The following is a 14,118-nucleotide window of genomic DNA, read 5'->3' as shown; positions in this document are numbered from 1 at the left end:
ATTATGCAATCTAAGTACACGCACATTGTTTTAGGCTTGGGAGCTACAGGGCTTTCAGTCGTGCGTTTTTTAGCAACCAAGGGCATTAAGCCCTTAGTGATGGACAGTCGTCGTAATCCTCCTGGGGCCGAGACACTGGCACAAGAATTTGCAGATATTGAATTAATAAAGGGTGGGTTTGATTGTCGCTACTTAGTGCAATCGAGTCAGATCATTATCAGCCCTGGTGTACCTATTGATACCCCTGAAGTGCGTGCTGCACTGGACATGGGTATTGAAGTCATTGGCGACGTAGAGTTATTTGCTCGTGAGATTGCCGATCGTAAACCTTGTGTTGTTGGTATTACCGGCTCAAACGGTAAATCTACCGTGACCACATTGGTTTACGAGATGCTGCAAAAAGCCGGTATGTCAGTCGCCATTGGCGGCAATATCGGCACGCCGGCATTGGATTTACTCAGCGAAGATGCTGAGTTTTATGTGCTTGAATTGTCGAGTTTTCAGTTGGAAACCACGCATTCGTTAAATTGTATTGCTGCGACCTGTTTAAACATTAGCGAAGATCATATGGATCGCTACAGTGACTTGAACTCGTATCGCGAAGCCAAATTACGTTTATACCCACAAAGTCGATTTGTGATGTATAACCTTGATGATGAGCTCACGTATCCATTAGAGCCAATGAACCAAAATCATTTTTGCCTTGGCGTACCAGAAGGCGATGCTTGGGGATTAAGTGATGGCAAGATTTTTCATGGCGACAGTGAGATTGTTAACTTAAATGAAGTGTCATTGATTGGTAGCCACAACCACGCCAACTTACTTGCGGCAATGTCACTCGCGTATGCCTGTGGTGTCGATAAAGAGTCGATGGTTGATGTCGCGAAGCATTTTGTTGGCTTAAGCCATCGCTGTGAATTGATCAGTGTCAAACAAGGTGTGTCGTATATTAACGACTCAAAAGCCACAAACGTAGGTGCAACCGTTGCTGCATTAGAAGGGTTAAATTCGCACCTGGGTGATTTATATTTAATTGCGGGCGGTGACGGTAAAGGCAGTGATTTCAGTCCGCTTACTGAACCGCTGGCTAACATTACTCAGCTGATTACGTTAGGTCGTGATGGACCTAAAATTGCCAAGTTAAAAGCAGACTCAATAGCCGTTAATAGTATGGCAGAAGCGGTAGCCAAAGCGGCAGAATTAGCATCGTCTGGTGATATCGTTTTACTGTCGCCTGCCTGTGCCAGTTTAGATATGTATAAGAGCTTTATGGCTCGTGGCGATGACTTTAAGCAATGTGTGGAGTCGTTACCCGATGGCGAGTAACGAGCAACAACTCAGCTTGTTTAAACAAGGCTTGAATTGGGCTTTACCGTCATTGTTGTCTGACAAAAGTGCACCGGGAATGCCGCTGTATGATCGCAGTTTTTTAGTGGCGATTATTGGCTTGATGTGTTTTGGTTTTGTCATGGTGATGTCGGCTTCTATGCCGGAAGCCACAAAGCTAACTGGCGATCCATTTTATTTTATGTATCGCCACGTGCTGTATTTAGTTGGCTGTGTGGTGATTGCGTTTTTTGTGTTGAAGTTTGAGGTTAGCTACTGGGAAAAAAACAGTGGCATGTTGATGCTAGGCGTACTGGTATTGCTCATTGCCGTATTGTTTATTGGTACCTCGGTAAACGGCGCAAGGCGCTGGTTGTCTATTGGGCCAATACGTATTCAAGTCGCTGAAATGGCCAAGTTTGTGTTTATTGTTTACATGGCAGGCTATTTGGTTAGGCGTCATGGTGAGTTACGCGAAAACCGTAAAGGCTTTATTAAACCTATTGGTGTATATGGTTTATTTGCATTGTTAATTCTATTGCAGCCTGACTTGGGTACCGTGGTGGTATTGTTCGTGTGTACGGTAAGTTTATTGTTTTTAGCCGGCGCCAGAATCATCGACTTTATGGCGTTGATTTTGTTAGGGGTCATCACATTTGTGCTGCTGATATTGTTTGAGCCATACCGTATGCGACGAGTGACCTCGTTTATGGACCCATGGGAAGACCCATTTGGTAGTGGTTATCAGTTAACACAATCATTAATGGCATATGGCCGTGGTGATTGGTTTGGCCAAGGTTTAGGTAACAGTATTCAGAAGTTAGCTTATTTACCTGAGGCACATACCGACTTTATTTTTGCCGTGATAGGTGAAGAGCTCGGTTTTGTTGGCATCATTATGGTGTTGCTGGCGTTATTTTTTGTGGCTATCCGTGCGATTAGATTAGGCAACTTGTGTTTAAAGATGCAGCGTCCATTTGAAAGCTACGTGGCATACGGCGTCGGGATTTGGGTGTGTTTCCAAACAGTCGTTAACGTGGGCGCCAGTATTGGTATGCTGCCAACTAAAGGGTTAACACTTCCCTTTATTAGTTATGGCGGCAGTAGTTTATGGGTCATGACCGCGGCGGTGATGTTACTGGTCAGAATTGATTACGAGCGCCGGCTGAGTTTGGTGCAAGCCGTCCAAGGGAGAACAAGTTAATGAATAGCAATGTGAGTCGTTCTCCACGTATTTTGGTGATGGCAGGCGGCACTGGCGGGCATGTATTTCCTGCTCTGGCAGTGGCGAAATATTTGGCTGAAAAAGGCTGGCAAGTGCGTTGGTTAGGCACGGCTGACCGAATGGAGGCGCGTTTAGTGCCTCAGCACGGCTTTGATATTGAGTTTATTGATATTAAAGGTGTTCGCGGCAATGGCCTTATTAGAAAATTAGCCGCACCATTTAAAATAGTGCGTTCGATTATTCAAGCTAAAGCCGTGATAGATGATTTTAAACCGAATGTCATTTTAGGCATGGGTGGATTTGCCAGCGGCCCTGGCGGTGTAGCGGGTAAGTTATCGGGTGTACCAGTCGTTTTGCATGAGCAAAATGCAATACCCGGAATGACAAATAAATTGCTGTCTAAAATTGCTAAAAAAGTATTGTGCGCGTTTCCCAATACCTTTGGCAATAACGTCGCGAATGTGGAAGTTGTTGGTAATCCTATTCGCCAAGAGCTTATCGCATTAGGTGAACAAACCAAAAAGCCGCAAGTCGATGCGTTACGCATTTTAGTGGTCGGTGGCAGTTTAGGTGCCAAAGTGCTCAATGATGTGATGCCTGCAGTGGTAGCTCATTTAAGCAAACATCACTCGATTACGGTATGGCACCAAGTGGGTAAAAATAACCATACTGCAGTTAAAGCCAGTTATCAGCAATTAGGCCAGCTAGACACGGTTAATGTGGCCGAATTTATTGATGATATGGAAGCCGCTTATCGTTGGACAGATGTGGTTGTTTGTCGCTCAGGTGCGTTAACCGTATCTGAACTCGCCGCAGTAGGGCTTCCAAGTATTTTGGTGCCTTATCCACATGCAGTAGACGATCATCAAACCGTAAATGCGTCAGTGTTGGTTGATGCCGGTGCAGGCTTTTTATTACCGCAAACGATTTTAAATGCAGACAATCTTGCTGAAAAATTGCAGTTGTTTGCTGAACATAGAGAAGAACTCGCCCAAATGGGCCGAAAAGCACGAGGCGTTGCAGTGTTAGATGCCACTCAACGAGTAGCAGATATTTGTGCCTCAGTTGCAACAAAGGGTTGAAATGACAAAGACAGAAAGATACGCACAACTTCGTAGCATGATCCCTGAAATGAGACGGATCAAGCGCATTCATTTTGTTGGCATCGGTGGTGCTGGCATGGGTGGTATTGCCGAAGTGTTAGTCAATGAAGGCTATCAAATCAGTGGTTCTGACATTGCGGTTAATAGCGTAACAGAACGCCTACAAAGCTTGGGTGCAAAAATCATTATTGGCCATCAGGCCCAAAGTGTTGAGCAAGTTGATGTGGTGGTGGTGTCTACCGCAATTAACCCGCAAAACCCTGAGATTATTGCTGCAAAAGAATTACGTATTCCGATTGTTCGCCGTGCTGAAATGCTGGCAGAGCTGATGCGTTATCGTCATGGTGTAGCTATTGCTGGCACTCACGGTAAAACAACAACCACCAGTTTAATTGCCAGTGTGTATGGTCAGGCAGAGCGTGATCCAACATTTGTGATTGGTGGACTGCTCAACAGCGCAGGCACTAATGCACGTTTAGGCAAAAGCCGTTATTTGATTGCTGAAGCGGATGAAAGCGATGCAAGCTTTTTGCACTTGCAGCCAATGGTCAGTGTGATCACCAATATCGAAGCGGATCACATGGATACTTATGGTGGCGACTTTGAAAAGTTAAAAACCACCTTTGTCGATTTTTTACATAACTTGCCGTTTTATGGTGTTGCCGTTATGTGTATTGACGACGATGTCATCCGTGAAATTATGCCGCGTATTGGTCGCCAGGTAGTGACTTATGGCTTTAGTGAAGATGCCGATGTGCAAGCGATTAATTTTGCGCAAAATGGCCATCAATCAAGCTTCACTGTGAAACGCCATAATAAGGATGATTTAGACATTGTCTTAAATCTACCTGGGCAGCATAACGTATTGAATGCTTTAGCCGCGATAGCGGTAGCAAGTGAAGACGACATAGATGATAACTCGATTGTACAAGCGTTAGCAGAGTTTGAAGGCATTGGCCGTCGATTCCAGCACCTAGGTGAATTTGCGACTCCTAACGGTAGTGTCATGTTGGTCGACGATTATGGTCATCATCCAAGTGAAGTGCTGGCAACGATTAAAGCTGCGCGAGCGGGTTGGCCAGATAAACGCCTCGTTATGGCGTATCAACCGCATCGTTATAGTCGTACACGTGATTTATATGAAGACTTTGTTGATGTGTTGTCGCAAGTCGATTGTTTACTGCTACTTGATGTTTATGCCGCAGGTGAAGCACCTATTCCAGGTGCTGATGGACGAGCGTTGTGTCGTTCAATTCGTTTGCGTGGGCAAATTGATCCTATTTTTGTTGCCAGCCCAGATCAATTAGCCGCTGTCTTGCCAGATGTATTACAGGATGGTGATTTATTTTTTACTCAAGGTGCAGGCAATATCGGGGCATTATCGAAAGAATTAGCCCTTAGCGAATTAGGATTTAAAGGTCAGCAAGAAGAACAAGGAAATGATTGATTTTTCATCAATTGTTGTGTTGAAAAATCGAGCTTTAATCCTAAAGGATTGGTCGATATAATGGCCGATCTTTTGGGGCTAACCCCGGAACAACGTCAGAGGCGGATTTAAGGTGTCGTGGAGCGATAAAGGGCGCCAATTAAAACAGAATCTAGCTCGTGTAAATTGGTATTTTTGCACTGGCGTACTGTTTTTACTATGTGTGCTTGGCACAGTTGTTTGGGGTGGAATACAGCTTCATAATCTGCTTAATGATGCAGATGCTCTGCCCATTGAGGCGGTAGCCGTTAAAGGTGAGAGGCTTTACACCACCGATGACGAGATTAAAAATGCGCTGCAATCGTTAATGCAAAATAGTTTTTTTAGCGCAGATGTACTTGATGTGCAAAGAGCATTAGAAGCCTTACCGTGGGTTTATCATGCTTCAGTAAGACGAGAGTGGCCGGCAAAATTTAAAGTGACTCTGCAAGAGCAACAAGCAGTGGCACATTGGAATAACACCGCGTGGTTGAATGTAAATGGTGAGGTTTTTGAAGCGCTTGCGCATGCAGAACACACCAGTTTACCACTCTTATCAGGTCCAGAAGGAACTGAGCAAGAGGTGTTAACCAGTTTTCAGCAATTAAATGATTTACTAACAATAAATGGCTTCACCTTAGTCAATTTACGTTTAAGTCCTCGTCATGCTTGGCATGCAGTATTAGCCAACGGGATTGAAATTGAGCTCGGGCGAGAAGATAAAATGTCACGGATACAACGCTTTATTAATGTGTATCCGACGTTGAAGCAAAGTGATAAACCAGTTGCAACCGTTGATTTACGTTACGATACCGGGTTTGCAGTAGGCTGGGGTGATTCAAAACAGAGAGTCGACAATAAATGACCAAAAATCAGGAAAGAAACCTCATCGTGGGGCTAGATATAGGGACATCCAAGGTCGCAGTGATCATTGGTGAAGTATTACCTGATGGTGAGATTAGTGTCATTGGTTTAGGTAACCATCCTTCACGTGGTATGGACAAGGGCGGTGTTAACGATCTCGACTCTATAGTACGCAGTGTGCAACGTGCATTAGATCAGGCTGAGTTAATGGCTGATTGCCAAGTGTCGTCAGTGTATTTAAGCATTTCGGGTAAGCACATTGCTTGTCAAAATGAAAACGGCATGGTGTCAATTAACGACGAAGAAGTGACTCAAGAAGACGTTGATAATGTTATTCATACCGCTCGCTCAGTAAAAATACCGACAGAGCGCCGTATTTTGCATGTGTTACCGCAAGAGTATTCAATCGACGTTCAAGATGGCATTAAAAGCCCTATTGGAATGTCCGGCATGCGAATGGAAGCCAAAGCGCACATCGTGACATGCGCCAATGATATGGCCAAAAACATAACCAAAAGTGTTGAACGTTGTGGGTTAAAAGTCGACGACTTAGTGTTTTCAGGGATTGCGTCAGCAGACTCTGTACTGACTAACGACGAGAAAGATTTAGGCGTATGTATCGTCGATATTGGTGGTGGAACGACCGATATTGCTGTATATACCAACGGCGCATTACGTCATTGTGCGGTTATCCCAGTCGCGGGTAATCAAGTGACCAGTGATATCGCTAAAATTTTTAGAACACCGTTAACGCATGCCGAACAAATTAAAGTGCAATTTGCCAGCGCAAGAAGTTCAACGGTAAGCCGCGAAGACAGCATTGAAGTTCCGTCAGTAGGCGGTCGTCCTTCGCGCAGTATGTCCAGGCATACATTGGCTGAAGTTGTTGAGCCAAGATATCAAGAATTGTTTGAGCTCGTGCTTAAGCAGCTGCAAGACAGTGGGTTAGAAGACCAAATTGCAGCAGGTATTGTACTCACCGGAGGCACGTCCTCAATATCAGGTGCAGTTGACATTGCCGAGGCAACATTTGGTATGCCAGTTCGTGTGGCATCACCGTTGCCTGTAAAAGGGTTATACGAATATGTGGATCAACCTATTTACTCAACAGGAATAGGCTTGCTTCATTATGGCGCTAGGCGAGTTATCGAACGTCAGTTCGAGCGACCAGAGCGTCAAGGGGTTACCAGCTTTTTGAATCGGGTCAAAAGTTGGTTTAAAGGTGAATTTTAATAACGCAGACATACGGAGATCAGACAATGTTTGAGATCATGGACACTCATTCAGACGAAGCGGTGATTAAGGTCATCGGCGTCGGTGGTGGCGGCGGAAACGCTGTCGAACATATGGTAAAACACAGCATCGAAGGTGTTGAATTTATCGTCACAAATACAGATGCGCAAGCATTACGTAAATCAAGCGCGGGTTCTACAATCCAGCTTGGACGTGATGTGACAAAAGGCCTTGGTGCTGGTGCAAACCCAGATGTGGGTCGTCAAGCCGCTGAAGAAGATCGCGAAAATATTCGTGCTGCCATTAAAGGGTCAGATATGATCTTTATCGCAGCCGGTATGGGCGGTGGTACGGGTACTGGTGCCGCACCTGTCGTAGCAGAAATTGCGCGCGAAGAAGGTATTTTAACTGTTGCTGTAGTGACCAAGCCTTTTCCTTTTGAAGGTAAAAAGCGTATGGCCTATGCAGAACTGGGCATTGCCGAGTTAGCTAAACACGTGGATTCGTTAATTACGATCCCAAATGAAAAGCTGCTTAAAGTGCTTGGCCGTGGTACTTCATTGCTTGATGCATTCGCTGCAGCTAACAACGTACTACTTGGTGCAGTTCAAGGTATCGCAGAGTTAATTACTCGTCCAGGTCTAATCAACGTCGATTTCGCCGATGTGAAAACGGTAATGTCTGAAATGGGTAATGCCATGATGGGCACCGGTGTCGCACGTGGTGATGATCGCGCTGAAGAAGCTGCAGAAGCTGCAGTGGCCAGCCCATTACTTGAAGATATTGATCTAGCGGGTGCGCGTGGCGTATTGGTTAACATTACCGCAGGTATGGACATTACAATCGAAGAGCTTGAAACTGTGGGTAACCACGTTAAAGCTTACGCATCAGACAATGCGACTGTTGTTGTTGGTGCTGTCATTGATCCTGAAATGAGCGACGAGTTACGTGTGACTGTTGTTGCTACCGGTATTGGCGCAGAGAAAAAGCCAGACATTCAATTGGTGTCTAAACCTGTTGCACGTCCAGAGCCAGTTGCCATTGAGCCTCGTCCAGAGCCTGTTGAAGAAGTGATTCCTCAAACTAGCTATGCGGCGCCAAAAGGCAACGCGGTTCCACAGCAACAACCTTCTCAACGTCCTGATGCTGATTATCTTGATATTCCAGCATTCTTACGTAAGCAGGCTGACTAAAACTCGGATAAAACGTGATGTTTTCGCGTGATTAATGAGTACGCTGTTGTAATAAAGGTTATGTTGCAAGCCGGTTTACGGATTTGCTACTGGGTCAGTGATTTTTTTGTGAAAATCCAAACTTATGGTAGCATGTCATACCAGCTCTGCATGATAGTCTTAGGCTATTTTTGCAACTATTTGTTTAATATTGATATTTACGGGTTAATGAATGATTTTTCAAAGAACTGTTCAAAAAATGGTGAAGAGCACTGGAGTCGGATTGCATTCTGGCAATAAAGTGACTCTATGCATTATGCCCGCACCAGTAAATACAGGGATTGTACTTAAGCGTACCGATTTAAGCCCAGCTGTGTCTATTCCAGCCAAGGCCGATATGGTGCGTGAAACCACTATGTGTACAGCCTTAGTAAACGATGCTGGTATTAGAATATCAACGATTGAGCATCTGTTTGCGGCACTTGCCGGCTTAGGCATCGATAATGCAATTATCGAAGTCGATGCACCAGAAATCCCGATTATGGATGGTAGTGCAAGCCCGTTTGTGTTCTTACTGCAAAGTGCAGGCATCAAAGAACAAGCGGCGCCGAAAAAATACCTGAAAATTACCAAACCCGTGCGTGTTGAAGATGGTGATAAATGGGCTGAGCTAAAACCTTTTAAAGGGTTTAGAGTTGATTTTAAAATTGACTTTGCTCATCCAGAAATTGCCCGTAGTCAACAACACATGATTATGGATTTTTCAACTTCAGCGTTTGTTAAAGACATTAGTCGTGCCAGAACATTTGGTTTTATGCGTGATATTGAATACCTACGTGCAAATAATCTTGCACTTGGTGGCAGCATGGAAAATGCCGTTGTACTTGACGAATATCGTGTATTAAACCCTGATGGTCTGCGTTATGAAGACGAATTCGTTAAGCACAAAATTCTCGATGCATTTGGTGATTTGTATGTTGCAGGTCATGCCATCGTTGGCGAATTTGTTGCTTATAAAACCGGACATGCGTTAAACAACCAACTCGTGCGTGCATTACTTGCTCAGCAAGATGCATGGGAGTTAGTCAGCTTTGACAAAGAGGCTGATGTTCCCGTCAGCTTCATGGTTCCGGGTGCGCTCGCGCACGCTTAATCGTTAAGATTGCCTATTACGGCTGGCTAATGCAGCCAGCCGTTTTAGTTTTTCACCTAGCGTACCATCGACATGTTCCGCTAATGCTTCAATATGTTGTGCTGCAGTGGTACTAATAACGTTTTGATTGGTGCTAACTTGTGGTTTAACTAATGCAAGCCCAGGATTGACTTTAACTTCAATAGCGGTAAGCATCGGAAGCGTGTCAATTTGAAGCTGTTGTAATAGCTTCTGCTTTTGAAAGTTTATTCTTGCAGCCCATGCTGCAGATGTAGTTTCAATAACAAGAACACCCTGGCGGAGATTAGCAACTTTAAGCTGCTCTGCTACAGGACCATTTAATGTCTGTTTTACATATTGATTCAGATTATTTAATAGTTCTGCTTTCTCGGCAAGTTCAGGCAGTCTCCCAGACAAATGGACTAAATTACTGAGATCTTGAGGGGGCTTTTTCATATGATAATAAGATGGCTGAATTAGGCTATGAGTGTAACAGTTTTTATTCAAGGTCGAAATGGCGTAACACGTTGGCAACCCAGCAAACGGTGGTTACTCCTACCTATTATTCTTATGGCCACAGGCACTGGAATATATCAATACAACACTGACCGCTTTGCTAGCCAACAAGCTAAAGTTGACGAAAACAAACAATTACGTCAACAGCAAACGCAACAAGTGATTGAACTCAAAACCGCAACTGAAACCCAATTAGCAGCACTTGTTGCTCATGTGGCGAAAATGCAAGCCAAAATTACCCGACTTGAAGCCCTTGGCCAACAAGTTGCGCAAAATAACCTCCTTGATGATCAATTTGATTTCTCTACAGAAGTTGGACTCGGTGGTTTAAGCGAAATAGGTAATGGCGTCGAATTAAGTCAGCTTATCGATGAAATGAGTAAGCTGGCATCCAGAATTGATAATAATAATGTTCAGTTATCCCTACTTGAAACAGTAGCATCTAATCTCCATATAGATGAAGAGCGTTATATATCAGGGCGGCCAATCGATAAAGGTTGGTTATCTTCGCCCTATGGTTTACGAAATGACCCTTTTAGCGGCCGACGAACAATGCATAAAGGCATTGATTTTGCTGGTAAAGAAGGGGCGGATGTTACAGCAACTGCAGCAGGTGTTGTAACATGGTCAGGAAGCATGCTTGGGTATGGCGAGTTAGTCGAAATAGATCATGGTAATGGTCTTCGCACTCGATATGGTCATAATAAATCTCTGTCAGTAAACGTAGGTGACGTGGTTGCCAAAGGCGATAAAATTGCCAGTATGGGAAGCACAGGCCGTTCAACCGGCCCCCATGTGCATTACGAAGTGTTGCGCGGTAAGCAACAAATAGATCCACAAGAGTACGTTTACCGCAAAGCAAGTTAATAATATTAACGGTTAATGCGCTCAAATGAGCCAAACCTACAACAGATAAGTGATTAAGATGTTAGGCAAACTACTGACAAAAGTATTCGGAAGTCGCAACGATCGCACTCTGAAAAATCTCGGCAAAATCGTAAATCAAATTAACGCATTAGAGGCTGACTATGAAAAGCTATCTGATGAAGAGTTAAGAGCCAAAACAGAAGAGTTTCGTCAGCGCTTAGACGGCGGCGAAAACCTAGACGGCATCATGGCTGAAGCTTTCGCGGTAGTTCGTGAAGCGTCAAAACGTGTTTTCGATATGCGCCCCTTCGACGTACAGCTACTTGGCGGTATGGTATTAGACAGTAACCGTATTGCTGAAATGAGAACCGGTGAAGGTAAAACATTAACGGCAACATTACCTGCATACCTTAACGGAATATCAGGTAAAGGTGTTCACGTTATTACCGTAAACGATTACTTAGCGCGTCGTGATGCTGAAAACAACCGTCCATTATTTGAATTCTTAGGCTTAACCGTAGGCATTAACGTTGCCGGTTTAGGTCAACATGAAAAGAAAGAAGCTTATAATGCTGATATTACCTATGGTACTAACAACGAATTTGGCTTCGACTACCTTCGTGACAACATGGCGTTTTCACCACAAGAACGTGTACAGCGCCCACTGCATTACGCACTGATTGACGAAGTCGATTCAATCTTAATTGATGAAGCTCGTACGCCATTAATTATTTCAGGTGCTGCAGAAGATAGCTCAGAGCTATACGCTAAAATTAACTTGTTAATTCCAAGTTTAATTCGCCAAGATAAAGAAGACACCGAAGATGAAATTGGTGAAGGCGATTACAGCATCGACGAAAAAGGCAAGCAAGTTCATTTAACTGAACGAGGCCAAGAGAAAGTTGAGCTGCTTCTTATCGAAAAAGGCATGTTAGCTGAGGGTGATTCACTTTACTCAGCCACTAACATCTCTTTATTACATCATGTTAATGCCGCATTACGTGCGCATACATTATTCGAAAAAGATGTCGACTATATTGTTCAAGATGATGAAGTCATTATTGTTGATGAACATACCGGTCGTACCATGCCAGGTCGCCGTTGGTCAGAAGGATTACACCAAGCTGTTGAAGCTAAAGAAGGTGTTAATATCCAAAATGAAAACCAAACGTTAGCGTCAATTACGTTCCAGAACTACTTCCGTCAGTATGAAAAACTGGCCGGTATGACAGGTACCGCAGATACTGAAGCATTCGAATTTCAACACATCTATGGATTAGACACCGTTGTGGTGCCAACTAACCGTCCTATGGTTCGTAACGATATGGCCGACTTAGTCTATCTGACTGCACCAGAGAAATATGCCGCCATTATTAAAGACATCGAAGGTTGTCGTGAACGTGGTCAGCCGGTATTAGTCGGTACCGTGTCCATTGAGCAATCAGAATTGCTTAATTCATTATTGAAAAAAGCTAACATTCCACATAGCGTGCTTAATGCTAAATTCCATGAGAAAGAAGCTGAAATTGTTGCCCAAGCCGGTAGTTTAGGTGCAGTGACTATTGCAACTAACATGGCTGGTCGTGGTACAGATATCGTATTAGGCGGTAACTGGAACATGGAAATTGAAGCGTTAGATAATCCAACTGCAGAACAAAAAGCTAAAATTAAAGCAGATTGGCAAATACGTCACGACGAAGTACTTGCAGCAGGTGGTTTACACATTTTAGGTACAGAGCGTCATGAGTCACGCCGTATCGATAACCAGCTACGTGGTCGTGCGGGTCGTCAAGGTGATGCGGGTTCTTCACGTTTCTACTTATCGATGGAAGACAGCTTAATGCGCATCTTCGCATCAGACCGCGTGTCGGGCATGATGAAAAAGCTTGGTATGGAAGAGGGTGAAGCTATTGAGCATCCCTGGGTATCGCGTGCAATTGAAAATGCTCAACGCAAAGTAGAAGCGCGTAACTTTGATATTCGTAAGCAACTTCTTGAATATGACGATGTTGCCAACGACCAACGCCAAGTTGTCTACGCACAACGTAATGAGTTAATGGACGCTGAGAGTATTGAAGATACCATTAAAAACATCGAACAAGATGTTATTGCCGGTATTGTCGACCAGTATATCCCACCACAGTCACTTGAAGAGTTATGGGATGTTAAAGGTTTAGAGCAACGTCTCAGTAATGAATTTAATCTCAAACTCACTATTCAAGAATGGTTAGATAAAGAAGAAGACTTACACGAAGAAACGTTACGTGAACGGATATTAGGTTCATGGACTGAAGCTTACCAAGCGAAAGAGCAAATGGTCGGGGCGCAAGTGCTGCGTCAATTTGAAAAAGCGGTAATGCTGCAAACGTTAGATGGATTGTGGAAAGAGCATCTAGCTGCAATGGATCATTTACGCCAAGGCATTCACTTACGTGGATATGCGCAAAAGAACCCTAAACAGGAATACAAGCGTGAATCATTTGAATTATTCCAGCAAATGCTCGAATCATTAAAGAATGATGTTATCAGCGTACTGTCTAAAGTTCAGGTGCAAGCCCAATCTGATGTTGATGAAATGGAACAGCGTCGCCGTGATGAAGAAGCAAAAATACAACACGCTTATCAACACGCAGCAGCAGAATCATTAACGGGATCAGAAGAACAAGCACCAGAAACACCGCGCACCGTTATTCGTGATGGTGAAAAAGTCGGTCGTAATGATCCTTGTCCATGTGGCTCTGGTCAAAAATACAAACAGTGCCATGGAAAGTTAAGTTAATAATCCATTTCACGAATTAAAAGGCAGCGTATATACGCTGCCTTTTTTATTTCTAGGTAAGACTAAATCCCAACAAAATCGGGCTATTGTGGATAACTTTGGGGGTAAATAGTGCGTAACATGTAGTTAAGTAGCCAAAGTGATAAAAGATCATAAAAAGATCGTTTTTTTACGTAAAAGCGCTTGCACTAAATCTTAAGCTGCCTATAATGCGCATCCACTGACACGGCAGACAGCGAAAGCAAAAGCCGGTGAGTGTTATCAAGCCATTGAGGTGGCAGAGATAACGGCAAAAAGAAGTTTGAAAAAACACTTGACGCCATAAAGGGAATGCGTAGAATACGCAGCCCTGACCTACTGAAACGGTCAACGCTCTTTAACAATTTATCAAGTAATCTGTGTGGACATTCACAGG

General features: G+C 43.9%; 11 protein-coding genes. 10 read left to right on the top strand and 1 reads right to left on the bottom strand.

Features of this window, described 5'->3' with window-relative positions; translation table 11 throughout:
- Positions 1 to 3: 3 nt before the first annotated feature.
- From murD to lpxC, 8 genes are all read left to right on the top strand, one after another.
- Entirely contained in the window at positions 4 to 1,326 is a 1,323-nt protein-coding gene (murD, locus tag AC19MX_RS18890) for a UDP-N-acetylmuramoyl-L-alanine--D-glutamate ligase (protein ID WP_498299476.1), read from the top strand.
- Entirely contained in the window at positions 1,316 to 2,530 is a 1,215-nt protein-coding gene (ftsW, locus tag AC19MX_RS18885) for a cell division protein FtsW (RefSeq protein WP_498299525.1), read from the top strand. Before murD ends, ftsW begins: the two co-directional genes overlap by 11 nt.
- On the top strand, positions 2,530 to 3,633 hold the full coding sequence (murG, locus tag AC19MX_RS18880) for an undecaprenyldiphospho-muramoylpentapeptide beta-N-acetylglucosaminyltransferase (protein WP_432403768.1): 1,104 nt from the start codon (positions 2,530 to 2,532) through the stop codon (positions 3,631 to 3,633). The genes ftsW and murG overlap by 1 nt, the downstream gene beginning before the upstream one ends.
- 1 nt (position 3,634) lies before the next feature.
- Positions 3,635 to 5,101 carry a UDP-N-acetylmuramate--L-alanine ligase gene (gene murC, locus AC19MX_RS18875; protein ID WP_498299474.1) on the top strand — a complete coding sequence of 489 codons (1,467 nt, stop codon included), beginning with the start codon at positions 3,635 to 3,637 and terminating at the stop codon, positions 5,099 to 5,101.
- A 112-nt stretch (positions 5,102 to 5,213) separates the two neighbouring features.
- The gene (locus AC19MX_RS18870; protein WP_498299472.1) at positions 5,214 to 5,984 is read left to right on the top strand and encodes a cell division protein FtsQ/DivIB; all 771 of its coding nucleotides are present in this window, start codon (positions 5,214 to 5,216) and stop codon (positions 5,982 to 5,984) included.
- Complete coding sequence (gene ftsA / locus AC19MX_RS18865) at positions 5,981 to 7,216, top strand: cell division protein FtsA (protein WP_101088499.1); 1,236 nt, start codon at positions 5,981 to 5,983, stop codon at positions 7,214 to 7,216. The genes AC19MX_RS18870 and ftsA overlap by 4 nt, the downstream gene beginning before the upstream one ends.
- A gap of 26 nt (positions 7,217 to 7,242) precedes the next feature.
- Positions 7,243 to 8,409 carry a cell division protein FtsZ gene (ftsZ, locus tag AC19MX_RS18860; protein ID WP_432403775.1) on the top strand — a complete coding sequence of 389 codons (1,167 nt, stop codon included), beginning with the start codon at positions 7,243 to 7,245 and terminating at the stop codon, positions 8,407 to 8,409.
- A gap of 211 nt (positions 8,410 to 8,620) precedes the next feature.
- The gene (lpxC, locus tag AC19MX_RS18855; protein WP_432403778.1) at positions 8,621 to 9,541 is read left to right on the top strand and encodes a UDP-3-O-acyl-N-acetylglucosamine deacetylase; all 921 of its coding nucleotides are present in this window, start codon (positions 8,621 to 8,623) and stop codon (positions 9,539 to 9,541) included.
- 3 nt (positions 9,542 to 9,544) lie between these two features.
- Here the strand turns inward: lpxC and AC19MX_RS18850 are convergent, their stop codons facing one another.
- On the bottom strand, positions 9,545 to 9,997 hold the full coding sequence (locus AC19MX_RS18850) for a DUF721 domain-containing protein (protein WP_188958953.1): 453 nt from the start codon (positions 9,995 to 9,997) through the stop codon (positions 9,545 to 9,547).
- Between the two features lie 27 nt (positions 9,998 to 10,024).
- Here AC19MX_RS18850 and AC19MX_RS18845 point away from each other — a divergent pair, with 27 nt between their 5' ends.
- The gene (locus tag AC19MX_RS18845) at positions 10,025 to 10,924 is read left to right on the top strand and encodes a M23 family metallopeptidase (RefSeq protein ID WP_432403780.1); all 900 of its coding nucleotides are present in this window, start codon (positions 10,025 to 10,027) and stop codon (positions 10,922 to 10,924) included.
- 58 nt (positions 10,925 to 10,982) lie between these two features.
- Positions 10,983 to 13,703 carry a preprotein translocase subunit SecA gene (gene secA / locus AC19MX_RS18840; RefSeq protein WP_432403782.1) on the top strand — a complete coding sequence of 907 codons (2,721 nt, stop codon included), beginning with the start codon at positions 10,983 to 10,985 and terminating at the stop codon, positions 13,701 to 13,703.
- The last annotated feature ends 415 nt before the right edge of the window (positions 13,704 to 14,118 follow it).

This window comes from Shewanella sp. MF05956, assembly GCF_059758055.1.
This window is presented reverse-complemented; position numbering and strand designations above follow the sequence as displayed.

Bases quoted from the DNA above. Each gene is read 5' to 3' on its own strand.
- murD (WP_498299476.1), top strand. From the start codon at position 4: ATGCAATCTAAGTACACGCACATTGTTTTAGGCTTGGGAGCTACAGGG.
- ftsW (WP_498299525.1), top strand. From the start codon at position 1,316: ATGGCGAGTAACGAGCAACAACTCAGCTTGTTTAAACAAGGCTTGAAT.
- murG (WP_432403768.1), top strand. From the start codon at position 2,530: ATGAATAGCAATGTGAGTCGTTCTCCACGTATTTTGGTGATGGCAGGC.
- murC (WP_498299474.1), top strand. From the start codon at position 3,635: ATGACAAAGACAGAAAGATACGCACAACTTCGTAGCATGATCCCTGAA.
- ftsA (WP_101088499.1), top strand. From the start codon at position 5,981: ATGACCAAAAATCAGGAAAGAAACCTCATCGTGGGGCTAGATATAGGG.
- ftsZ (WP_432403775.1), top strand. From the start codon at position 7,243: ATGTTTGAGATCATGGACACTCATTCAGACGAAGCGGTGATTAAGGTC.
- lpxC (WP_432403778.1), top strand. From the start codon at position 8,621: ATGATTTTTCAAAGAACTGTTCAAAAAATGGTGAAGAGCACTGGAGTC.
- AC19MX_RS18850 (WP_188958953.1), bottom strand. From the start codon at position 9,997: ATGAAAAAGCCCCCTCAAGATCTCAGTAATTTAGTCCATTTGTCTGGG.
- AC19MX_RS18845 (WP_432403780.1), top strand. From the start codon at position 10,025: ATGAGTGTAACAGTTTTTATTCAAGGTCGAAATGGCGTAACACGTTGG.
- secA (WP_432403782.1), top strand. From the start codon at position 10,983: ATGTTAGGCAAACTACTGACAAAAGTATTCGGAAGTCGCAACGATCGC.